This window comes from Helicobacter labetoulli, assembly GCF_003670275.1.
Taxonomy (GTDB): Bacteria; Campylobacterota; Campylobacteria; order Campylobacterales; family Helicobacteraceae; genus Helicobacter_C; species Helicobacter_C labetoulli.
On the sequence record NZ_QXJF01000002.1, the window covers coordinates 103,890 to 125,683 of the forward strand.

The 21,794-nt window shown below is 39.3% G+C and carries 23 protein-coding genes; 3 read left to right on the plus strand and 20 right to left on the minus strand.

Annotated elements, in window-relative coordinates:
• Positions 1-9: 9 nt before the first annotated feature.
• The 6 genes from EBF12_RS12120 to EBF12_RS01190 all read right to left on the minus strand — a co-directional run bounded on the left by EBF12_RS12120 (position 10) and on the right by EBF12_RS01190 (position 5,041).
• Positions 10-135, minus strand: a complete 126-nt coding sequence (locus EBF12_RS12120; protein WP_279629410.1) for a hypothetical protein — start codon at positions 133-135, stop codon at positions 10-12.
• The gene (locus EBF12_RS01170; protein ID WP_121726027.1) at positions 132-1,442 is read right to left on the minus strand and encodes an RNA polymerase factor sigma-54; all 1,311 of its coding nucleotides are present in this window, start codon (positions 1,440-1,442) and stop codon (positions 132-134) included. Before EBF12_RS01170 ends, EBF12_RS12120 begins: the two co-directional genes overlap by 4 nt.
• Positions 1,439-2,161 carry an LPS export ABC transporter ATP-binding protein gene (gene lptB, locus EBF12_RS01175; protein ID WP_121726028.1) on the minus strand — a complete coding sequence of 241 codons (723 nt, stop codon included), beginning with the start codon at positions 2,159-2,161 and terminating at the stop codon, positions 1,439-1,441. Before lptB ends, EBF12_RS01170 begins: the two co-directional genes overlap by 4 nt.
• On the minus strand, positions 2,158-2,583 hold the full coding sequence (tsaE, locus tag EBF12_RS01180) for a tRNA (adenosine(37)-N6)-threonylcarbamoyltransferase complex ATPase subunit type 1 TsaE (protein WP_121726029.1): 426 nt from the start codon (positions 2,581-2,583) through the stop codon (positions 2,158-2,160). Before tsaE ends, lptB begins: the two co-directional genes overlap by 4 nt.
• The gene (locus EBF12_RS01185; RefSeq protein WP_121726030.1) at positions 2,576-4,333 is read right to left on the minus strand and encodes a DNA polymerase III subunit gamma/tau; all 1,758 of its coding nucleotides are present in this window, start codon (positions 4,331-4,333) and stop codon (positions 2,576-2,578) included. Before EBF12_RS01185 ends, tsaE begins: the two co-directional genes overlap by 8 nt.
• A 66-nt stretch (positions 4,334-4,399) precedes the next feature.
• Positions 4,400-5,041, minus strand: a complete 642-nt coding sequence (locus EBF12_RS01190) for a trimeric intracellular cation channel family protein (protein WP_121726031.1) — start codon at positions 5,039-5,041, stop codon at positions 4,400-4,402.
• Between the two features lie 174 nt (positions 5,042-5,215).
• On the opposite strand from EBF12_RS01190, the gene flgG reads away from it, so the two are divergent.
• A complete protein-coding gene (gene flgG / locus EBF12_RS01195; protein ID WP_002956170.1) occupies positions 5,216-6,004 on the plus strand; it encodes a flagellar basal-body rod protein FlgG in 789 nt (262 codons plus the stop codon).
• A gap of 372 nt (positions 6,005-6,376) precedes the next feature.
• Positions 6,377-6,892, plus strand: coding sequence for a class I SAM-dependent methyltransferase (locus EBF12_RS11580; protein ID WP_244196288.1), 516 nt, complete (start codon positions 6,377-6,379; stop codon positions 6,890-6,892).
• A gap of 57 nt (positions 6,893-6,949) precedes the next feature.
• Here EBF12_RS11580 and EBF12_RS01205 read toward each other — a convergent pair whose 3' ends face one another.
• From EBF12_RS01205 to EBF12_RS01230, 7 genes are all read right to left on the minus strand, one after another.
• Positions 6,950-8,179, minus strand: a complete 1,230-nt coding sequence (locus tag EBF12_RS01205) for a GDSL-type esterase/lipase family protein (protein WP_121726032.1) — start codon at positions 8,177-8,179, stop codon at positions 6,950-6,952.
• Complete coding sequence (locus EBF12_RS01210; RefSeq protein ID WP_121726033.1) at positions 8,176-9,600, minus strand: SGNH/GDSL hydrolase family protein; 1,425 nt, start codon at positions 9,598-9,600, stop codon at positions 8,176-8,178. The genes EBF12_RS01205 and EBF12_RS01210 overlap by 4 nt, the downstream gene beginning before the upstream one ends.
• Positions 9,600-11,006, minus strand: coding sequence for an MBOAT family O-acyltransferase (locus EBF12_RS01215; RefSeq protein WP_121726068.1), 1,407 nt, complete (start codon positions 11,004-11,006; stop codon positions 9,600-9,602). Before EBF12_RS01215 ends, EBF12_RS01210 begins: the two co-directional genes overlap by 1 nt.
• Before the next feature lie 134 nt (positions 11,007-11,140).
• Positions 11,141-11,305 carry a hypothetical protein gene (locus tag EBF12_RS11585; RefSeq protein ID WP_244196289.1) on the minus strand — a complete coding sequence of 55 codons (165 nt, stop codon included), beginning with the start codon at positions 11,303-11,305 and terminating at the stop codon, positions 11,141-11,143.
• Position 11,306: 1 nt separating this feature from the next.
• The gene (locus EBF12_RS11590; RefSeq protein ID WP_244196290.1) at positions 11,307-11,609 is read right to left on the minus strand and encodes a hypothetical protein; all 303 of its coding nucleotides are present in this window, start codon (positions 11,607-11,609) and stop codon (positions 11,307-11,309) included.
• 14 nt (positions 11,610-11,623) lie between these two features.
• Positions 11,624-12,196, minus strand: a complete 573-nt coding sequence (locus EBF12_RS01225) for a DedA family protein (protein WP_121726034.1) — start codon at positions 12,194-12,196, stop codon at positions 11,624-11,626.
• Between the two features lie 113 nt (positions 12,197-12,309).
• Entirely contained in the window at positions 12,310-12,948 is a 639-nt protein-coding gene (locus EBF12_RS01230; RefSeq protein WP_208630930.1) for an ABC transporter ATP-binding protein, read from the minus strand.
• 185 nt (positions 12,949-13,133) lie between these two features.
• On the opposite strand from EBF12_RS01230, the gene EBF12_RS01235 reads away from it, so the two are divergent.
• Entirely contained in the window at positions 13,134-13,685 is a 552-nt protein-coding gene (locus EBF12_RS01235; protein WP_121726036.1) for a YceI family protein, read from the plus strand.
• A 227-nt stretch (positions 13,686-13,912) separates the two neighbouring features.
• On the opposite strand, the gene EBF12_RS01240 is transcribed toward EBF12_RS01235, so the two are convergent.
• The 7 genes from EBF12_RS01240 to EBF12_RS01275 all read right to left on the minus strand — a co-directional run bounded on the left by EBF12_RS01240 (position 13,913) and on the right by EBF12_RS01275 (position 21,779).
• A complete protein-coding gene (locus tag EBF12_RS01240; protein WP_121726037.1) occupies positions 13,913-15,019 on the minus strand; it encodes a c-type cytochrome in 1,107 nt (368 codons plus the stop codon).
• Complete coding sequence (locus EBF12_RS01245; protein WP_121726038.1) at positions 15,016-16,248, minus strand: cytochrome b; 1,233 nt, start codon at positions 16,246-16,248, stop codon at positions 15,016-15,018. Before EBF12_RS01245 ends, EBF12_RS01240 begins: the two co-directional genes overlap by 4 nt.
• Positions 16,249-16,257: 9 nt before the next feature.
• Positions 16,258-16,767, minus strand: a complete 510-nt coding sequence (gene petA, locus EBF12_RS01250) for a ubiquinol-cytochrome c reductase iron-sulfur subunit (protein ID WP_121726039.1) — start codon at positions 16,765-16,767, stop codon at positions 16,258-16,260.
• Positions 16,768-16,886: 119 nt separating this feature from the next.
• On the minus strand, positions 16,887-17,963 hold the full coding sequence (locus EBF12_RS01255) for a hypothetical protein (protein WP_121726040.1): 1,077 nt from the start codon (positions 17,961-17,963) through the stop codon (positions 16,887-16,889).
• 10 nt (positions 17,964-17,973) lie between these two features.
• Positions 17,974-19,986 carry an MBOAT family O-acyltransferase gene (locus EBF12_RS01260; RefSeq protein ID WP_167444777.1) on the minus strand — a complete coding sequence of 671 codons (2,013 nt, stop codon included), beginning with the start codon at positions 19,984-19,986 and terminating at the stop codon, positions 17,974-17,976.
• Positions 19,987-20,050: 64 nt separating this feature from the next.
• Positions 20,051-20,563: a hypothetical protein gene (locus EBF12_RS01270; protein ID WP_121726041.1), complete on the minus strand. Its 513-nt coding sequence runs from the start codon at positions 20,561-20,563 to the stop codon at positions 20,051-20,053.
• Between the two features lies 1 nt (position 20,564).
• The gene (locus tag EBF12_RS01275; protein ID WP_121726042.1) at positions 20,565-21,779 is read right to left on the minus strand and encodes a malic enzyme-like NAD(P)-binding protein; all 1,215 of its coding nucleotides are present in this window, start codon (positions 21,777-21,779) and stop codon (positions 20,565-20,567) included.
• Positions 21,780-21,794 lie beyond the last annotated feature (15 nt).

Consider the following 21,794-nt stretch of genomic DNA (forward strand, 5'->3'; position numbering starts at 1 on the left):
TAAAATGTGCTACACACTCTGCACTTTTAACTTACACAACAAATGCAGGGCGGATTCTAGCCCAAGATATATGAATATGAGCTGAAGTGCTTGTGTCCTGCTTGAACTTATCTGCCTTAGAAATCTTGCCTTCAACTCACACTCATTTCATACAATCTTTTACGCTCACTAGAGCTTGCAATATTAAGCTGTTGGCGGTATTTAGTAATCGTCCTTCTTACCATTTTAAGATCAAACTTTTCTTCAACAATTTTTAGAATCTTCAAATCACTCAAAGGCTTTTTTCTATCCTCATTTTTCACAAGATTCAAGATAAAGTCCTTGATTGACGCATTTGATGTGTCTCCATCAATAGCGGCGGTAAAAAAGCTTTTTATAGGGAAAATGCCCCTGTCGCATTCCAAATATTTATTCGCTATGGCACGAGAAATCGTGCTTGGTGCATAGCCCAAATCTTGTGCTATATCTTTAAGCTTCATTGGGCGAATCTCCCCGCCCATAAAGAAATCATACTGATTTTCACGCAAGGCAATGGCAATTTTTAGGATTGTAGCTTTACGCATATCTAGCGCATCAACCAAATCTTTAGCCTCTTTGAGCTTTGTTCTTAAAAACTCCGCACCTTGCCTGTCTTTAAGCTTTAGATTCTCTTCAATAACAATCTTTGGGTAATACGCATCATTAATCGCTACTTCAAGTTCATAAGTGGTATTTTTCAAACTATCGCTTTTTAATCGCTCAAAAATAAAAATATCAGGGAGAATCTCCGCTTCCCTTGGGCTAAACTCAATAGCAGGTGGATTTTTGAAAGTTTTAATAGTTTTCATCACAGCATTATAGTCTTTATGATTTTTATACTTGCTATGATTGTGCAAATCCTTAATAATTTTAAGTGCAAGCTCATAGCTCTCCCCTTCTAAATCGCTATTATTGAGCTGAAAAAGAAAAGATTCTAGCACATCTCTTGCTCCCACACCATAAGGTTCTAAATACGCAAATCGCTGCCTTACCCTCTCAAACTCCTCTTCACTCACATTCATCTCTAAGGCAAGTTCCGCCACCGCCACATCTAAATAGCCTTCATCATTGATATTTTCTAGAATCTTAAAAGCAATGCTTTGGGAAATACTTGTAGGAAAAAGTTTAGAATCTATTTGAGATTCAAGCACTTCATATAAGCTTTGCTCACTGATATAATTTTGTTCAAATCGCTCATTAGACGCACCGCTAGATTGAGCTTTATTTCTTTTAGGTATCTTGGCATTCAGGCTTTGTGTCATTTGGCTTTGCACACTTGCGTAAGGATTTTCATCAGCAATGGCATTAAGCGTTTCTTCAAGATCGGTAACACCACTTTGCAAAATCGGCAACCAGCTTTTTAAAGTCGTAGAAAGCCGAGCTTTAACCTGCAGATTCCCGCGTAATTTCCCCCCTATACTCATACTTTAAAATGCTCTCCCAAATAGTATTTTCTCACAAGCTCATTGGCATAAATTTCTTCAGCATTTCCACTTGCGAGTAATGTGCCACTTTTAATCACATAGGTGCGGGAGCAGACTGAAAGTGTTTCTCGCACATTATGATCTGTGATTAATACCCCTATGCCAAGCTCGGTAAGTTTTAAAATAATATTTTGAATATCACTTACTGCTCGTGGATCCACCCCAGCAAAAGGCTCATCAAGCAAAATAAACTTTGGATCTTTGACTAACGCCCTAGCTATCTCTACGCGTCTTCTCTCCCCCCCACTTAGGCTTACACCCTTTCTCGCACGGATAGGCTCAATATTAAATTCTTCAAGCATACTTTCAATTTTCATTTGCCTATCTTTAGGGCTTTTAATGCTGATTTCAGCGGCTAACATCAAATTTTCCTCAACGCTTAAATCCTTAAAAATACTAGATTCTTGCGGTAGATAGCCAATACCTAGATTTGAACGCTTATGCAAGGGAAGCTTTGTAATATCTGTGTGATTGAGCATTACCTTACCCTCGCTTGGGTGCAAAAGCCCCGTAATCATATAAAAAGTTGTCGTTTTTCCCGCACCATTAGGACCCAAAAGCCCTACTACCTCGCCACTATTGACTTCCAGTGAAACATCTTGCACGATTTTTGTTTTTTTAATCTGTTTGCTAAGATTGTGTGCTGCAAGCTTATTCATACGCTAACCTTATAGATTCTATTGTTTTGCCCTAGCTCTATGTCTATGCTGATGGGGGTAAAACCATTTTGTTTTAATAACTGCTCTAAGTCTAGCTCACCCCATTCCACAAAATGCACCCCTTGAGATTCTAAGCATTCAAGCAATCCTAGCTCAAGCATTTGAGCTAGATCTTTGCGATAAATATCATAATGATAAATTGTGCCATATTTTTGACAGACATAGCCTTGTGATAGGCTAAAAGTCGGTGAGGTTACCTCGCTTGTATCCCCACCACAAGCAGCTACAAAAGAGCGAACAAGTGTTGTTTTCCCACTGCCAAGCTCCCCACGCAAAAGCACAATGGGTGATTGAGCAACGCTCTCTTGCAAAATCTCACACAACCTAAAAAGCTCATTTTCTTGCAGCCTTAATTCACGCATTTCTATCTCCTTGCGTGATCACTTCTTTTATCCCCACACTATCGCGAATTGCCTCAATCACATCGCGATTTTCACTGATAAATCTCTCCCGCTCCTCCTGTGGGTTTTTAATGCCACCTTGTGCTTCTAGTAAATTATGCGAATCTTGTGGGTTAAAACTCTCATTTTCTGCTTGATTGAGATGTTCTTGTCTTGTCTCATCGTGGGCTTGTGGGGCAAAATCTTGGACTTGCTCTATGTGTGTATTTGCTCCAAAAACTTCCCGCACGAGACCTAAGATAATCTTGCCAAACTCACGCAACCTCTCTTTGTGCTCCCCTTGAGCCACGCTCTGCCAACGCAAAAGCGACTTTTCTCTGCTAAACTCCACAAACTTCACATTAGATTCAAATATCTCTCCTAGCTCCGCATTGCGATCTTTAATCTTTTGAATCAAGGTTTGAAAATGCAAAGCCCCTAGCGTTTTTTGTGAATCTAGAGATTGTGTTTGGGCTTGAGCTTGTTGCACTTGTGGGGATTGTGGGGCTTGAGACATAGGCTGTGAAAAACTCGTAGAATCTTGAGCTTGTGGGGCAAGTGATGATTGTAAGTCTTGCGGTGTTTGTAGATTCTGTGAATATGGCGGATTTTGTGGCATTTGTTGAGCCAAGGCAGCGGGACTTATTGTCTTATTTTGATTTGCTCCAAAAATCTCACTTTCTAACTCTTCAATCATAGATTCTATGTCTTTAACCTTAATGGCTTCTTGCATTTTCATCGCACAAAGCAAAAGCACAAATGCTCCATCGGTATTAAGACTTAACAAGCCCTTAGATTCTGTTAGAATCCTAGCAAACCTATCTAGCAGCAAAGGCGGAAAATCACTATCCCTCTGCAAAAGCTTCTCTTTTAAAAAAAGCATCATTTCTTCAATTATCATCTCACATTCATATTCATACAGCACTTGCAAAATCTCACTGACCTTATCGTGCTGATGGTGCAAAATGCCTTGAAAATAATCTCTTAAAACCTGCGGATCTACCACGCCAAGCATATCGCTCACACTTGTAACTTCAATATGATTTTTACAAAAAATAATGGCTTGATCAAGCAAAGTTAGCGTATCTCTTAGGCTGCCTGAGCCGCTACGCGCAATAATCTCAAGGGCTTCTTTCTCATAGCTCACGCCCTCTTTATTCAAAATGCTTGTGATATGCTCTACAACAAGCCTATGGGGAATCTGCTTAAACCTAAAATGCTGTGTGCGACTCAAAATTGTAGCAGGGAGCTTAAGTGGATCGGTTGTCGCAAGGATAAATTTTACAAATTCTGGTGGCTCTTCAAGCGTTTTTAACAGAGCATTAAACGCCTCCTTGCTTAGCATATGCACCTCATCTATAATAAAAATCTTATAGCGTCCAAAGCTAGGGCGGTATTTTGTCTGTTCAATAAGCTTTTTAATATCATCAATCCCCCTAGAACTCGCCGCGTCCATCTCAATAATATCCATATGCCGATTTTCTAGTGCCGCTACACAACTCGCACAACTCCCGCAAGGTGTGCTTGTAGGACCACTCTCGCATTCTAAGGCTCTAGCAAAGATTCTAGCCGAGCTTGTCTTCCCACTCCCACGCAATCCGCTAAAAAGATACGCGTGAGAAATATGCTTAGAATCTAAGGCAAGGGAAAGCGTTTGAGAAATAGCATTTTGCCCAACTAAGTCGCTAAAACTTGCTGGACGATACTTTAGGGCGAGGGCGATTGAACTCATAATATCTTCCTTGTAAAAAAAGCGTTATTGTATAAAAAGAATCTAAAAACTAACATTATTTTCACCCTAGTCCTGCTTGTCTTGCTTTTTTTCACTCTCGTCTTGATAATTAAAAACCGGCAATGAAAGCTTGTAGAAAATCGCCAAAAGTCTAGCCACTACTCCCACAAAAAGTGTAAGGATTGTAACAAGCATAGTATCCATTTTTGCATATTCAAGCAGGGCATAATACATTCCCCCAGCGATGATAGCAATCCCTGCATAAATCTCTTTTTGAAACACAAGGGGAATCCGCATACATAAAATATCACGCAAGATTCCACCAAACACCCCTGTAATAACCGCCGCACTCACTGCGATGATAAAGCCATACTCCTTATCAATCGCCACTTGCGCACCCAAAATACTAAAGACCACTAGCCCCACTGCATCAAGTGTGAGAAACACAGATTCAGATTTTGTAACAACGCGTGGGACTTGTGTGGTAAGCAAAGCCGCCACACAAATAAGAATCACATATTCAGGGTGAGCTACCCAAGTAAGCGGATAGTGATTGAGTAAAATATCACGGATTGAACCACCACCAATAGCCGTAACAAGTGCAATAAACATCACGCCAAATAAATCCATTCTATGCTTTCCAGCAGCAAGAGCACCCGTCATACCCTCTGCAGTAATGGCAATAATATAAAGCGTTGTTAAAAGCATAGCCCACCTTTAAGTCAAAATCACTACAAGCACAAAAGCTAAAAGTCAAAACTATAATAGAATCTAGCTATAAAAGTGCTAAAACTTTTGAGTATGGAATCACTTTTGCTTAAAAACCCACAAATTGCTTCATAAAAGTAACAATTCCACAAGATTGAGACAAAGGATAAAACTATGATGAGATCACTCTACACTGCCACTACCGGTATGCTAGGACAACAAATGCAAATTGACAATACTTCAAACAACATTGCCAATGTCAATACTACGGGCTACAAAAAGCAAAGGGCGGAGTTTGCGGATTTATTCTATCAAGTATTGCAATACGCTGGAACAAGCACAAGTGAGACCACTATCTCGCCCACAGGTATTGAAGTGGGTATAGGTGTGCGACCTGTGGCAGTGCAAAAAATGTTCTCACAAGGACACCCCAAAGAGACTGAAAACAACCTTGATGTCGCAATCACAGGCAATGGATTTTTCCAAATTGAGTTGCCCGATGGCAATATCGCCTACACCAGAGCAGGGAGCTTTAAGCTTGATAATAATGGCAATGTCGTTAATGCGGAGGGCTATAGACTTATCCCCGAGCTTACCATTCCAGAGGGAGCGACACAAATTAATATCGGCACAGATGGCACGGTGAGCGTGATTGAAGGGAATCAAACAGAAGTCAATGTGCTAGGACAAATTGAGATTGTGAATTTTATTAATCCTGCTGGACTTCACTCTTTGGGCGATAATCTTTTTATCAACACAAATGCTTCTGGCGACCCTGTGGCAGGAGTGCCCGGATTAGATGGCTTTGGGCAGTTGCGACAGGGATTTTTAGAGTTAAGTAATGTGAAGCTTGTAGAAGAGATGACAGACCTCATCACAGGGCAAAGAGCCTATGAAGCAAATTCAAAAAGCATTCAAACCGCAGATTCTATGCTACAAACCGTTAATGGCTTAAAACGATAGGTTGAGTAAAAAGCAAGTAAAAGGAGTGAGTGATGTTTGATAATTTTCCAAAGACTAGAAGTCCATTGCCACAAACTTATCAGGCTATCTATGAGCAACATTATAAGAACAATAGAGATGGATAAGGAACGGCAAGTGGCTTAGCCCAAAAATTAGAGCGTTGGCTACATCACAAGGTAGCAAATGATACACAAGGTATTAGCGGATATAAAACGCTAGAAATAGGTGCAGGAACGCTTAATCAAATATCCTATGAAAGCGATTTCACACATTATGATATTATAGAGCCATTCAAAGCCCTTTATAAAGATTCCCCAAAACTCCAACATATCAATGCCATATATAAAGATATTGCAGAAATAGCACAAAGTAGTGATATTAACGGGGGGGGGGGGGGTAAATACAAATGCCGATAAAATAAGTGCATTTGCTAAATCCCACATAGAATCCCCTGCTTCCCTTGAATCCACGCAATCCATTAAATCCCAAATCCAAAGCGCATTTTATGACAGAATCACATCTTGTGCGGTTTTAGAACATATTGCAAACTTGCCTGAAGTAGTAGCACACCCGTGCTTGTTGCTGAAAGATGATGGCGTGTTTTCCGCTGCTATCCCAAGCCAAGCTAGATTCCTATGGACTTTGGCTTACAAACTCTCAACCGGCATAGATTTTAGGCTTAAATACAAGCTAGATTATGATGTCATTATGAATTATGAGCATATCAACACACAAGCTGAAATTGTTGAAATATGCGATTATTTCTTTGATTCTGTGAAAAAGTCGCTTTTTGGCGTGTGTGATGAATTGTCAATCTACACGCACCTTTCTTGCAGAAAACCAAATAGACAAAGGGCAAAAGAGTATCTTATCTCGCTTCAAGCTTAGTCTCAAATCTATTTTAGAATCCACAGCTTGATGAATGTAGATTCTAAAATATAAAGATTATTTCACCCTTTGTAATTCGTAAAAAATCTTATCCGCTACAAGTTTGTAGCCATTTGGCAGTAAATGCACATCGGCTTTGGCTAAGGCGGCTTCCTCCCACTTTTTCTTACCCCCACTTTGATTGATAAAGCCCTCTAAATCAAAGAGCATTGTTTGCTTTTGTTTAGCCACTTTGATAACCGCCTCTCTCACGACCTTAGCGTTTTTACTCATCTTATACACTGCTTTTTTACGCCTTGAGGCATTGCTTACCTTTTGTACCACAGGGGGCGGGGTAAGGAGCAAAATACTAGCAGTTGGATTAGCCTCCCTTATATTGTCAATCAAATCGCTGTAATTTTTCACAAAAAGCGATTCGTTAAAGGTATCATACAACGCGTCATTTGAACCATAGCAAAGGATAACTAAATCCGCAGGAAGAAAACGCATTTGCTGCATAAAAAGTGCCTTATCCCATTTCAGCCATAAATTTGAACGCGCCCCATTTATGCCAAGATTCTCAACAATATTATTTTTCTTATCCCCATTTGTGAGAAAAAATCCACCAAGCAACACTTTTTCATTTAAAACACGGATTGTGGCAGGATAGTCTAAATCTAGGGTGAGAAACTGCCATACAAAAGGGCGTTTAGCATTGATAATAAAGCGTTGATTGCTAGAATCTTCCACGACCAAGGCACTTTCTTTATTTGGAGCTTTAAAGATAATTTTTGTCTGTATTGGTTTTTTAGAATCTTGAGACTTTTCTAAGCTTTTGGGTATAAGGGTAATAGAGGCTGGAAGCTCAAGAGGTCTAGCCACAACGCCACCTAATGGATATTCATCAAGCTCGTGTAGGCGAGAGTTTAGAATCTCAAAATTTTCACTTTCATATTTTAAGGCAATATTTTGATGATAGCTTGGATAAAGCGGATACACAAAGCCTAGCGTGTAGTCTTTAAATAGCAACCCTCTCAACCGATGGGAGAAAAAATCTCCCGCAATATGAGAATCCCCCAAAACACGAATGCTAAGATTCTGCCTCTCTTTAATCTTTTGTTTTAAGGCTTTGGGAATATCAGTTTGATAGTTGATAATGCCTTGTGTGGATTCTAAAAGCTTCTTACTCACATTTGGAATCTTAGGCTCACTTTGCTCACTTATAGCCTTTGTAATGAGTTTGAGCGGATATTCTTCACTCACACTCACACTTACACAAAGCATACAAGCCATAATGATGTTTTTCATTCTACCCCACCTTGTGAAAGCCCCTCTTCACTCTCTTGTGGGGTAGTTTCAAGCGGAAGCACTTCAAGGTTATTGAGCAGAATATTTGCCATTATTTGATAACCCCTTGCAGTGAAATGTACCCCATCATCAGCACGCACCTGCACACTCTTACCCTTAGCGTTTTTGATAAAGGCGGAATATTTTCCACCTTGGGTAATAATGCCATTACTTTGGAAGAAATACTCTCCACTTTGTTTGACTGCTGCTTCATAAAGCGTATTAAGATACATTATCTTATCGTTAAGTGATTTTTCACGCACACTTGGCACTTCATACCACGCTACCCGCACACCATATCCTTGAGCTACTTGTAAAATCTCATCAATGCGTTGGGTATAAATCTCCTCCCACAAAGGACTTTTAAACGCAATATTTTTTTTCATACTCCACGGGTCATTTGCCCCCAAAAGCACAACGACAAGCGAAATGTGCGGATTTTTTTCTAAAGCGTCCCTTGTGGCTACTTCCCAATTAAAATAATGCTTATAAGTCAGTCCCGTGCTATGTTTGCTAAGATTTATCCCCTGAATCTTTGTCTTTTTAAACGCTCTTAGCAAATAGGGTGCAACGCCTTGCATCATAGAATCCCCAATAAGCAAAATACCCTCCCCCTCACTCACTTGGATTCTAGGATTATTAATACTTCTTATGGGCGTATAGCTCTCTTGTACTGGCTGTGGTGGAGGCTGCAAAGTATTTGATTGTGGGATATTTTGAGGCAAAGAGCTTGGCTCAAGCGGTGCGGTATCTTGCGGAGTATTAAAAAGAGAATCTTTAGTGGAGTCTTCCTGCGTATTTGAGGGCAGTGAATCTTGCAAATCTTTGGGCAATGTGGGAGCAGAATCTCCTGTGGTGGCGATATTTTTTAACACTGCTTCTATGGGATTAGAATCTTGGGGATTAGAATCTTGCAAAATAGAATCCTGTGAAGCGGGGTCATAAGGCTTAGAATCTATGCTAGATTCTGCCTTCTCATCTAAAGATGTATCGCGTGAATCTTGCTCGTGATGTGGTGCAATGGAATGCGTGGGAGAATGTGCGGTGGGCTTATGTGGAGATTTATTAGTTTTGCTAGAATCTGTGCTAGATTCTAGTATTATCATATCTTCTGTCTCGCTATTTATCCCATCAAATGTGCCAAAAACTTGCACCCGCAAAGATTCTAGCCTACTCATCAGCATATCACTTGTGGCAAAAAGGAAGTTATCTTTAAGATACAAAGCACTATACATACTTCCCAAAAATTGCATAGCCACATTTTCACTCTCACTAAAATTATGGTATTGCTGCTCCACATAGCTTACAATGGAGCTATGCAAATAAAAAAGCAACTGCAAAAATGTAAAAAGAGCGATGAAAATAAACTGCAACGCACGCATTAAAAACTCGCATAAATAAAATTAGGAATACCACTAGGCATAAAGCCCACAATAAGCATGAATATCACCGCTAGGACAATGGGCTTTAACACAAGGGGAATAACACTAAAAAGGCTTTGTGTAGATTCTATGGCTTTAGACATAAATGGGTAGAGTAAAAATAGCACTACAAAGCCTCCAAGCACACCCCACACATATATGGGCGAAGTGAGCGAAAAATTTTGATACATTGCACGAAAAAAGTTTATTGCCTCATCAAGTGAATGATAATAAAAAAATATCCAACACAAACTCACAAATAAAAATGTCAAACTCGCCCCACCAAAAGGCAGTTTTGGCAATCCTAGCTGCTTGTAGCAATTCAGCACCACAAGCCCAAATCCGTGCAAAAACCCCCAAATGAGAAAAGTCCAAGTATTGCCGTGCCAAATACCTGAAAGCCCAAAGGCAAATAGCACGAGAATCTGTGTCATCACAAAGCCATTTTTGTTGCCTCCAAGCGGAATATAAATATAATCACGGATAAAACTTGAAAGACTGATATGCCATCTATTCCAAAAATCTTTAAGATTCTTTGCCATATAGGGCATATTAAAATTTGGTGGCAAGACAAAGCCAAGCATAAGCCCAAAGGCACATACAAGATTCACATATCCGCTAAAATCACAATAAATCTGCACGCTATACGCAAACATAGCACTAAGCAATTCAAAGCTATGGTAGGAAAAAGGAGTATTTAAAATGGGCGTGGCATACATTTGCGCGTAGTTGGCGATAAGGACTTTTTTTACCACACCAAAAAGTATTAACGCGATAATCAAATCAAGTGAGCCAAGCTCTTTTTTGGCGTGGTATTGGGAAAAGAAAAAATGACTTCGCATAATAGGACCAGCAAGAAAAGTAGCAAAAAATGAAAGGTATGTTGCTAAGGCTACAAAGCTTTGCAGAGCGGGATTTTGCTCCTCATAATATTCATCTCGCATAAGATTCTTGCTCTCTTTATATACTTGATTCAAATAGGTAATGGAATTAAAAGTATAAAAACTCAATCCCAAAGGAAAGATAATATCAGATTCTAAAAAATCAAGCCCAAAGAGTATAAGCAAGGCATCAAACTCATCTTTGATATTTGCATAATATTTAAAAAAACACAAAAATAGCACACATACACCAACACAAGCAAGAAACACAAAACGCACCCTTGCCGTGTCAATAAAAAGAGCTAAAACATACACAAGACAAGTATAAACCCCCACAATGAGTGCAAAATATGGGCTAAAAAGATAAATCACAAGGTAGTTAAACCCTAAAAGCAAAAGATTTTGAATCTTAGAGGACTTCACCGCCCAATAGAGCGAAAAAAACACAAGCAATAAAACGCTAAATTCAATGGAGAAAAAACTCATATTTCTAATTTGCCCTTTTGTGCGAAATCTGTAATTTTGATTTGGAACAGCATTATAAGCAGAGCCATTATGGCAAAACTTATACCACACAATGCAAACAACTTGCATAAGGGGTGTTGCCTTTAAATTTAAAGTTAAGATTCTAAGCGATAAATGCGATTATTAAACCCAAAGACATCATATGCCATAGTGTGAAAGATAAAACCAAACTTCTCGTAGAATCCACATAAATCACTGCAAAGATAGAGGTTTGTAAATCCTGCTTTTTTGCAATCAAGCTTTGCTTTTTCAACAAGCATTCTAGCAATGCCGCTTTTGCGATATGAGTTTTTTTACATAGAGTGCCACTAGAAATGGATAGAGATTTGCACAAGAGACAAAATCTTGCAACGCCACTCCTAAGCAGCCTATCACCCCTCCATTTGGCGTTAAGGCAAACAAAAAATGTGGAATAAACCCATCTACATTAAGATTGCATTGCAAAACTTCTGTATAAAATTGCTTTGACTTCTCATCTGCCCACGCTTTTAACACAAAATCCTTTGCCTTATCAAATAAATACGGATTGTCTTTGAGTGAGCAAATACTTGCTTGCACATCCATTATAAGCCCCTAACCTACAATGTCTTTTTGACTTTTTTAGAAACTTGCGAGATGATAAGAAAGAGCAGAGCCATAAGCCCAAATAACACAAAGGGCAGGACATAAGAGTGCGTGTCAATCTTTTCAAGCAAGGCAATCACCCCACTACTTGCATAATACCCCACTACACCCACAATAACCGCCCACAGCACACAAGAGAGTGCATTGATAACATAGAATCTAGAGAGATTAAAACGACTAAAGCCAATGGCAAGGGGAATGATTGTCTTCACGCCATAGAGATACTTACTTAGCACGATAAGCCACGCATCATAGCGTTTAAGCCAAACTTGTGCGAGGGCAATTTTGCGTCTGTGCTTTTGAAGCATAGTGTTTATATCTTTCTTTTGATACCTTGCAAGATAGGCTAAAAGTGAGCTGCCAACGATATTCCCCGCACACGCAATAGGCACAGCAAGCCACAAGTCCATTTTGCCTAAAGCACTCATTACACCAGCGGTGATAAGCCCTACATATCCACCACCAAGAGAATATACAAACAAAATCACATAACCCAATTCTTCAAGTGAATCTATCACATCCTGCATTGTTTTGCCCTCGTATTTTTTGTTTGAGATTCTAGCATAATTATAATAATAAATCTCATATATATTAGCATTATCCTACAAAAATTAAAACTCACTCCCTCTATTTTACGCGCCTATATGCTGTGCAGAGCCTTGTCATAAAGGCGGTAAGTCCTGCTACAAAGCCTTGCAATCTCCTCATCGTGCGTGGCAAGAATAAGGGCTGCACCATTTGTGCGAACATACGAAAAAAGAATCTCCATCACACGCCAAGCCGTTTGCTTATCAAGATTCCCCGTTGGCTCATCGGCAAAAATAATCTTTGGCTTTTTTGTCAGCACCCTTGCGATAGACAGCCTTTGCTGCTGCCCACCACTAAGCTGCCCAATAGGCTGATGCACGACACTAGCAATATCAAAAGCCTCTAAAAGATTTTCATCAATGCTTTGTTGAGATAAAATGGAGGCAACTTTGAGATTCTCCACTCCGCTGAATCCGCGAAACAAATAATGCGACTGAAACACGATGCCAAGCTCAAGACGCCGCAAAAGGAGTTGTTTTTTTGCAGGGATAGCATAAATATCTTCAATACCTAGCAGGCTCACTCTCCCTGCTTTTGGTGGCAGGAGCGTAGAGAGATTGTTCAAAATTGTAGATTTACCACTGCCACTTACGCCAAGAATAGCTATGCTCTCCCCCGCACCTGCACTGAGACTTAGATTCTCATACAAGGTTGTTTCAAAGCTATGGGCTAGAGATGTGGCATTGAGCAGATTCATAATTATCCTTTTGTGTCGCATTTAAAAGGGTGTATTGTAGCACAAAAAAAGCTTTCATTCTCAAACCCATTTGCTACCAAGCCCAGCTATATAGGCAAAATTTACCCACAATTTAGAATCTAGGAATACAATCAAAATAAGCAAGATATTCTTGCTTAAATCATAAACAAGGAGTCTTTATGAGAAAGATTATTGTTGCTACGGCTTTAAGCGTAGCGTACGGTGCGGCGTTGTTGGCAGTGCCTTATGAGATTGATGCGAGCCATTCATCAGTAGGCTTTGGCGTAAAGCATATGTCTGTGAGCAATGTGAAGGGGAGCTTTGATAAATTCAGCGGCACACTTGATGTTGAGGGCAAGACAATCAAGGCATTAAGCGGGGAAGTAGAAATCTCTTCAATCAATACCAATTCAAGTGCGCGTGATAAGCACCTCAACGCTCCAGATTTTTTTGATTCTAAAAAATTTGGCAAGGCGACTTTGGAGCTTGTAAAACATAATGGCAAAAAGCTTGAAGCAAATATCACAATGCGAGACATTACAAAAAAGGTGGTATTTGATGTAGAGCTTAATGGTCCTGTAAAGCACCCAAAAACAGGCAAAGACTTGGTAGCAATCACATTGCAAGGCAAACTTAATCGCAAGGATTTTGGTGTAGGCACAGACACAGGCAATGCGATGGTAAGTGATAATGTTGATGTGCTTATTGAGCTTGAGGCTATGCAAAAATAGCTTGTTTGGCTTGTCTTCCTAGCCTTAAAATGGCTTAGGGAGATTAGATTCTCTTTTATTGCATTCTTTTTAGAATCTTACTTCACTTCACTCTTTTGTATTCATTTTAAGCTGTTACATTATTCAATGTATTTGTTTTGGTAATAAAAAAATAGATGATAAAGTTGCATAAAATGTAGATTAAAAAGGATTCTAGCAGATTTAACATCTGCTAGAGTAGATAAAGATTAGTGAATCTCACTCCAAATGCGTCTTTTCCATAGATATGCAAGGACACTTAGCACACCAAAGAAAATCATCAAATACACACCTAAAGATTCTCGCTCAGCCTTTTTAGAATCACCCACGGATTCCAAATACGCCACAACTCGCTCTTGAGCCTCGTGTGTCAAGCCTACGCGTGGCATAGAAAGTCCCACAGGCATTACACCAAGCTCTTTTGCTAGATTGCTATAATCTCTATCATCTTGCCATTCACTCTTTTTGTCATTTGCTGGAAGTGAGCCTTCTTTTTTGATGATGGCTTCTTGAATAGCCTTATAAGACACTTTTTGTGGGTCATTGATAAAGTATTCTAGGTAATGCTCTCCCTTGCTGCGAATCATCGTTGATAAATCGGGTGCAGCAGAGCCAAGATACACACCTAGAGATTCTGGAGTTGTGCGAGAACTCACACCATCATACTTCATTGTATGGCAACGAGAACAAGCATTAAGGAAAGTCGCCTTATTTGTAAGACCTTCTTCAAGCTTTGCAATCTCATTTTGCTTTTGTCCCTCTGAAAGAGTTGAATTTTCAATATTACCCTTTTTGGTAACAAACTCTTCAGATTCTAAGACTTGCCTTTTCAAAGACACAGAGCCTATTGACTTGAGATACGCCACGATGTCCGCTACTTCCTGATTTAAATCTCCATCTGTTACATAAGGTGTCATAGGAAAATCACCATTGGGAAACTTATGAGCTAAATGCAGCGTATTTGCAGGGTCAATGATGAGATTTGCCAAAAACTTCTCATCATAAATTGCCCCAGCTGTTGAAAGATCTGGTGTGAAGATAGTCGCTTCCTTATCATCACGGAAATACACTGCCATATCACCCCCAGCAATGCCCACATCATTAAGCGTATGACAAGCCACACAATTTGATTCTACAAGAGCCTTTCCACGCTCGGCATTGCCTTTGCTCACATCAACATTGTGAGATAAATCTTTAAATTCAAAATCTGCCTTTGCTACTTCAGGGTGAAAAGTGGCGTGTGCCAAAGGCTCAACACCCCAATACAGCACACCCACGATAACTACAATAATGCCTAGAATCTTAATCTCTCTCATTGGTGTGCTCCTTTCTTATTTTCAAGTAGGGTTACAATCGGCAATGCCACAAAGATAAGGAACAAAAATCCAATAGATGCAACAAAACCGATGAAGTTATTTGCCCCTTCAGGTGGGAGTTTTCCAAAGATTGTAAGCACAATCATATCTACAATAAGCAGGCAGAACCATACAAAATATCCCGGACGCTTATGTGCAGGAGCAACGACAGAGCTTCTATCAAGCCAAGGCAGGAATAAAAATGCCACTTGTGCGATACCAAAAGCAATAAGCCCCAAATCCGCACTAAAGAAGAATCCTCTTAACACCTCATAGCTCCATAAGAAATACCACTCTGGGTAAATGTGAGCTGGAGTTTTCATATTATTTGCAGGATCAAAGTTAATAGGATCCATAGCAAAGTCAAAGTGGAAGCACACAAGATAGAAAAAGCCTATCATAAATAAGCACACAACAAAAATATCTTTTGATAAGAACACAGGCCAAAAAGGAATAACTTTAGATTCTTTTTTCTTGCCTTCTTCATATTTTTTTGCTTCTGCTTCAAAGTCAATATGCTCACCATCTTCGTTATTGACATGTGGCATTCTCAATGTGTAGAAGTGCAATGCAATCACACCAATAATCACAATAGGCAAAAGGCAAACGTGAAGCATAAAAAAGCGTGTCAAAGTAGAATCTGCAACAACAAAGTTTCCTCGCACCCACTCAACCACATCAGGACCAATAAATGGAATCCCGCCAAAAAGGTTTGTGATAACCGCAGCCGCCCAATAGCTCATTTGCCCCCAAGGAAGCATATAACCACTAAAAGCTTCAGCAGAAAAAAGCACAAATAGCAACATTCCGCCAATCCACACCATTTCACGCCCTTTTTTGAAAGAGCCATAATAAATAGCCACAAACATATGGATATAAATAATCAAAAATATCATACTTGCTGCCACAGCGTGGATATGCCGCCACAACCAGCCAAATGCCACTTCAGTCATAATCGTATGATTGACACTATCAAAGGCGAGATTCACATCAGGCTTATAATACATCAAAAGAAAGAATCCAGACACCACAAGCAATGAAAAAAGCGTTAGCAACACAACGCCCATCGCCCAAAGGAAGTTGATGTTTTTAGGGACCCAATACTTCGTCATCATCACTTCCATTAATTTTCTAATGGCAAGGCGTTGATCAAGCCAATCTACCAAACCTTCAGCTTTTTTTACTTCCATATTTTCTCCTTATGCTTGTTTTATCTCAAGCAGGGCTTTATACTCTTGCCCCTCTTCACCTAGCACCATTTTTGTCCCATCAATCTTAAAAGGTGGAATATCCATAGGACGCGGTGGTGGAGTGCCTGCCTCATTTACACCAGAAGAGTTAAATCTCCCGCCGTGGCACGCACACGCAAACTCTTGTGTGCCTTGATTAAAGCTTGGAATACAACCCAAATGTGTGCAAATCTGAATCCCAACCGTGTAAATCGCACCATCTATCTCAAAATCCCTGCCCGGTGTTTTTTGGCTACCTGCTTGTTTTTTGAGAATATACACAGGTTTGCCTCGCCATTCCACCGTTTGAAGCACACCCTCTTGCAATGCACTCAAATCAAATGTTGTAAATCCAGCTGAAACAACGCTAGGCAATGGATCCCAAGAGCGTTTCATTGCATACAAAGAAGCCACCGCTCCAACAGCTGCAACACCACCTAGAGCCATTCCTAGAAAATCGCGTCTCTTTGTGTCTTGCATCTTTTCTCCTTTCGTGTTTGTTTGAAGTTTAAAAAGCTAATATCGTATGCAAAAAAGGCTTAAATATTGTTTATTTTTGTTAAACTTTTTGTTTATTTTTAGAGTAGCTTTTATTTGGGCTATCTATCAAAGTGAGATTCTAGCTCGTGTATGGTGTTTAGGGATTGGTTGATATTATCCTTAGTGATGAATATGCCAAAATCTTGTGGTGCAGAATCTGGGCGTTGCTGGAAGATTGTTTGCAATGTTAAAGTGTCAATGTCTGGGATATGATGGGTTTCTTCATAATAGTTATAGTCATTTGTGGTTATACTATTGAGATAAGCAAAATGCCAAAATCCATTAGGAAAGCTCTCTGCCATAGCTAAAAGTATAGAATCTACAAGTTTTGGAGAAAATTGCTTGATGGTGCTGTGATGTATAGGGGCTGTGTAGATAATGCAAGTAATATGATGCTTTGCACATAGGGCATTTATATTGTGGAGTGTTTGTTTTAATAGGATAAGTGAGCGTTTGTTTATAGAATCTTGTGGTCTTACAGGAGGCTTATGGAAGCTTGGCTCATTTGCGACATATTCTTGTGGATTTTGCTTTCTTTGTCTTTCACGCGTTATATAGCCCCAAATGCCTGTGTATATATCCTCAAATTGAGGCAGTTCATCATATTTCAATATAGTCTCAAGTTTGTCATAGATACCCTTTGGGAGAAAGCTAAAAATATATGAGGCATAAAAATCACTCGCACTTTTATGTGTTATGTCATAATGCCAAGTGCGTTGCATATCATTTGCTGTGCGGTAGTCAATAGGGTAAATGGCGTGGTCAAGCCCAATTTGTATAATGGCATATTTTATGGGATAAGTTTTTTCTATAAGATATGTAAGAAAGATTTCTGCATCAAGCGGATTGGCACTTGAAAGCCAAGCGTTATAAAATTTGGAATCTGGCAAATAGGATTCTGCAAGTTTTGGCTCTATCAAACCTACTCGTGAGCTGCCTATAAGATAGGCATTAAAGTTGTTATAATTGTGTTTAAGGTATTCAATCTTTTCATATCTTCGCACGTGATGTATGCCCTTTGGTGTGAGTTTGTGGGTAAAGATTTCATAAGGATTAAGTATATAGTTGAGCATAGCGTTGCAAGGGAATAAAAAAGTAATGAGTAGTGCATATAAGCAGTATTTTTTATAGCTCATACTTCACTCCTTAAAAATTAAAATATAAAAATTCAGAGACATTGTTAATGCCATTGAGCGAAAGTGTCAAAAGCACCCAAAAACATATAACATAAAGCCAACTTGGCTTAAAACGATTGAGCCATTCCACACTATTTTTGAAACATAAACACACAATAAAAGCTCCTAGAATCCACCCCCACACTTCATAAGAGCTATCAGTAATAGCACTCGCCCACATATCAAACCTTACATTAAATCCATTAAGCATTTGAGAGATAAAGGACAGGTTGAGTTTTGTTAATATATTCTCTACCACAAGAGGCAATACCACCTCTCCACCAAACATTCCCTTTAACAGATTCACCGCCCCTTGTAAATTTTCAGCCCTAAAGAATACCCAAGCGATATTGACAACATTAAAAGTAAGAATCCAGCACAACACCGCATAGATTCTGCTTTTCATAAAGCGTGTATATAAACTCTTAAAATCCAAATGCCCTGCTTTATCACTGCAAGCACAATCTTTTACTTTAGAATCTAATCTCTTGTATAAGAGCATATAGATTCTATGCACCACCATTGCCAACCCGTGCAAACTCCCCCATATCACAAAGCCCCACCCAGCCCCGTGCCATACTCCGCTTAAAAATGCCACGATAAAAAGATTTCTAAGTGTAAGGAGATTATTTATAGTGGTATAGAATCTGCTTTGTTTATGAGCTAGATTTTGATTACCCCCTAGTGGAATGTATAAATAATCTTTTAAAAATCTCCCCAAAGTGATATGCCACTGCCTCCAAAATGTAGCGATATTGAATGCCTTATAGGGCGAGTTGAAATTGATAGGCAGCACAATGCCAAATAATAATCCTAGTCCTATTGCCATATCACAATAGCCGCTAAAATCAAAATAGAGCTGAAAAGTGTAGCTTAAGCTTGTCGCCCACGATTCAAAAAGATTGAGAATACTTCCACTCTCTACTGCACTAAATCCAGCATTCGCCCACTTTGCAAAGCTATCGGCGATAACGACTTTTTTAAAAAGCCCAATGGAGAATATAAACAAGCCTTTGGCAATGTATTCCCAATTGATTATATTAGGCTTTTTTAGCGATTCAGCTTGTAGTGATAAATGCGGGAGCTGCACAAAAGCCCTGCGGTCATTACCCTTTAGGTAACTCTCTTGTGCTTTTGCTTGCAACCCACATTTCTCATCTACAATCTTAGAATCGCCTACAAGTTGCTTAGATTCTAAATCTTTATCACAAATCTTAGAATCCCTATTCATCGCATAAAATTGTGGCATCATTTCTTTATGATGCACAATAGGTCCAGCGATGAGTTGTGGAAAAAATGTGATAAATAGGCAATAGTCTAAAAAATTGATATGTGGAATTTCTTTAAAAGATTCAGCTTTACTAGAATCTAGCATTGTCTTTTGATATTTTGCATTAGCAAAATCCATACAATCAATGTTGCACACTTTGCGTGTATTCCTACTCTCGCCCGCTTCGTGGTGCATAAAATCGGATTCAAAGGGGGCAGTAGTGTCTCCCGCCGATTTTATGCTAGAAGCGGAAATGGCGAGGCTCTCCCCTTGATTGCAAAAAAGAAAAGCGGTCGCTTTGCTTTTTTGGGCTAAGGGGAGCGGGGAGGGGATAAACCTTTTTTCTTTTGCGGTGGTTGTAGATAAAGTAGTTTGCGTTAGAGAATGCTGAGATTCTCTATTGTTTTTTACATTAGATTCTAAGTCTTTAAATTCTTCCCTCTCTTTACTTTGCTTATAACAATCCACTAAAAACGCAATTTGTTGAAAGGTTACAAATGATAAGGCTAAAGGCAAAAGAATATGAGGCAATGGAATAGCAAAGTCTAAATGTAAAAGTTGCGTAAAAAGATTAAAATTTTCTAAGAAAAAGTCAGTATATTTAAATATACCAAGTAAGCAGAGATTAAAGATAATGCCAAGTGTTAGGAATGTTTTAGGGAGTTGTAGCGTTGTCTTTGTGCGAAAAAGCAGGGAGTTTGTGGCTTGCTGCATCAATAGACTATCAACCTTAGAATTACCTTTAAAATCGCTACTATAATGACTCGAAGCTGAATCTTTACTTACCCCCCCCCCCGTTAAAATCTACACTTATTTGCTCTCTCACATATAAACTTTTTAAAATACCTTTGGCTAAAAAATAATTCACAAGTATTGAGCCAAGTAATATGGGGAGATAAATAAGCTTCCAATACGCATAGAAAAATAAACTTGCTACAACCAAAAAGCCCTTAGCAAGATTCATATAGTGTGTGGAAGCTAATCTTTTAGAGGCTTGTGTACTAGAATCTATGGCTTTAAACTTTATCTCTTTAGATTCTAATGTTTTGGATTTTAATTCTTTAGATTCTAGCTTTTTAGATTTGCAATGAGAATCTTGCCCTTTAGATTCTAAACTCTTAGAATCTAAGCAATGAGATTGTGTTTGCTTAAGCATTTGCCTAGAATCTACTTGTTTAGATTCTATATATTCTTGTTCTGCTTGTCTTATGCTTAATGCCTTTAGGATATGAAACACAACCCAAACAATAGGCAAAAAGCAAAAGATGAAAAGATAGGAGTTGAAGAGCATTTTAGATTCTTCCTACCCCACTTGCTACCGCAGCGTCTGCTACGGCGTTACTTACCACTTCATCAAGTCGCTCATCAAAGGCTGAAGGGATTATGTATTCCTTACCAAAGCTTACTTTTTGTTTCAAAAGTTCTTCAAGTTTTTGTGTGATTGGCTCTCTTGCAAGATTTGCTATCGCTCTAGCAGCGGCAAACTTCATCTCTTCATTAATCTTACTTGCCCTCACTTTTAACGCACCTTTGAAAATATAAGGGAAGCCTAGCACATTATTAATCTGGTTTGGGAAATCACTGCGTCCAGTAGCGACAATCGCATCAGGTCTTGCTTTTTTTACAACATCGGGCATAATCTCGGGCGTTGGGTTGCTTAGGGCAAAAATAAGCGGAGATTCATTCATTCCCATAATGTCTTCAGCCTTTAGCAAATCCCCCTTTGATAGCCCAAGCATCACATCTGCACCATTGAGTGCATCTTTATAGGAGTTGTAATGTTTCTTACAGGCGAATTCTCTTTTTAACGCGTTCAAATCAGTTCTATCTTCAGTAATTGCCCCTTTAGAATCAAACATTACAAGATTCTTAACTCCAAGGGATTTATACATTTTAGCACACGCCACTGCTGCTGCTCCTGCACCAAAGACAACAACTTTAATATTTTCTACTTTTTTATTCACTAAATGCAAAGCGTTGATGATTGCCGCAGTTGAGATAATTGCTGTGCCGTGCTGATCATCGTGCATTACAGGAATATCAAGCTCCTCAATCAAACGCCTTTCAATCTCAAAGCATTCTGGAGCTTTAATATCTTCAAGGTTAATGCCACCAAAAGTGGGAGAAATCGCCTTGACAATACTTACAAATTTATCCACATCTTTTTCATTTACTTCAATATCAAAGGCATCAACTCCGGCAAAAGTTTTAAACAAAATCGCCTTTCCTTCCATTACAGGCTTACTTGCCATTGCACCTATATCGCCAAGCCCAAGCACCGCTGTGCCATTGCTGATGACAGCTACAAGATTGCTCTTTGATGTGTAATCATACGCGCTTAAAGGCTCTGCTTCTATTTGCTTACAAGGCACGGCAACTCCGGGCGTGTAGGCAAGACCTAGCTCATCAATGGAGCGTAGGCGTTTGCGTGGTTGAGTGGTAACTTTACCGCCGATATGGTAGGGAAGGGCTTTTGGGTAGGCTGCTTTGAGGGTTTGTAAATCCATAAGAATCCTTTGTGG

What these genes read in the sequence shown, in the direction of transcription:
- EBF12_RS01170 (WP_121726027.1), bottom strand. Translation starts at nt 1,442, where the DNA reads ATGAGTATAGGGGGGAAATTACGCGGGAATCTGCAGGTTAAAGCTCGG.
- lptB (WP_121726028.1), bottom strand. Translation starts at nt 2,161, where the DNA reads ATGAATAAGCTTGCAGCACACAATCTTAGCAAACAGATTAAAAAAACA.
- tsaE (WP_121726029.1), bottom strand. Translation starts at nt 2,583, where the DNA reads ATGCGTGAATTAAGGCTGCAAGAAAATGAGCTTTTTAGGTTGTGTGAG.
- EBF12_RS01185 (WP_121726030.1), bottom strand. Translation starts at nt 4,333, where the DNA reads ATGAGTTCAATCGCCCTCGCCCTAAAGTATCGTCCAGCAAGTTTTAGC.
- EBF12_RS01190 (WP_121726031.1), bottom strand. Translation starts at nt 5,041, where the DNA reads ATGCTTTTAACAACGCTTTATATTATTGCCATTACTGCAGAGGGTATG.
- flgG (WP_002956170.1), top strand. Translation starts at nt 5,216, where the DNA reads ATGATGAGATCACTCTACACTGCCACTACCGGTATGCTAGGACAACAA.
- EBF12_RS01205 (WP_121726032.1), bottom strand. Translation starts at nt 8,179, where the DNA reads ATGAAAAACATCATTATGGCTTGTATGCTTTGTGTAAGTGTGAGTGTG.
- EBF12_RS01210 (WP_121726033.1), bottom strand. Translation starts at nt 9,600, where the DNA reads ATGCGTGCGTTGCAGTTTATTTTCATCGCTCTTTTTACATTTTTGCAG.
- EBF12_RS01215 (WP_121726068.1), bottom strand. Translation starts at nt 11,006, where the DNA reads ATGAGTTTTTTCTCCATTGAATTTAGCGTTTTATTGCTTGTGTTTTTT.
- EBF12_RS11585 (WP_244196289.1), bottom strand. Translation starts at nt 11,305, where the DNA reads ATGCTTGTTGAAAAAGCAAAGCTTGATTGCAAAAAAGCAGGATTTACA.
- EBF12_RS11590 (WP_244196290.1), bottom strand. Translation starts at nt 11,609, where the DNA reads ATGGATGTGCAAGCAAGTATTTGCTCACTCAAAGACAATCCGTATTTA.
- EBF12_RS01225 (WP_121726034.1), bottom strand. Translation starts at nt 12,196, where the DNA reads ATGCAGGATGTGATAGATTCACTTGAAGAATTGGGTTATGTGATTTTG.
- EBF12_RS01235 (WP_121726036.1), top strand. Translation starts at nt 13,134, where the DNA reads ATGAGAAAGATTATTGTTGCTACGGCTTTAAGCGTAGCGTACGGTGCG.
- EBF12_RS01240 (WP_121726037.1), bottom strand. Translation starts at nt 15,019, where the DNA reads ATGAGAGAGATTAAGATTCTAGGCATTATTGTAGTTATCGTGGGTGTG.
- EBF12_RS01245 (WP_121726038.1), bottom strand. Translation starts at nt 16,248, where the DNA reads ATGGAAGTAAAAAAAGCTGAAGGTTTGGTAGATTGGCTTGATCAACGC.
- petA (WP_121726039.1), bottom strand. Translation starts at nt 16,767, where the DNA reads ATGCAAGACACAAAGAGACGCGATTTTCTAGGAATGGCTCTAGGTGGT.
- EBF12_RS01255 (WP_121726040.1), bottom strand. Translation starts at nt 17,963, where the DNA reads ATGAGCTATAAAAAATACTGCTTATATGCACTACTCATTACTTTTTTA.
- EBF12_RS01260 (WP_167444777.1), bottom strand. Translation starts at nt 19,986, where the DNA reads ATGCAGCAAGCCACAAACTCCCTGCTTTTTCGCACAAAGACAACGCTA.
- EBF12_RS01270 (WP_121726041.1), bottom strand. Translation starts at nt 20,563, where the DNA reads ATGCTCTTCAACTCCTATCTTTTCATCTTTTGCTTTTTGCCTATTGTT.
- EBF12_RS01275 (WP_121726042.1), bottom strand. Translation starts at nt 21,779, where the DNA reads ATGGATTTACAAACCCTCAAAGCAGCCTACCCAAAAGCCCTTCCCTAC.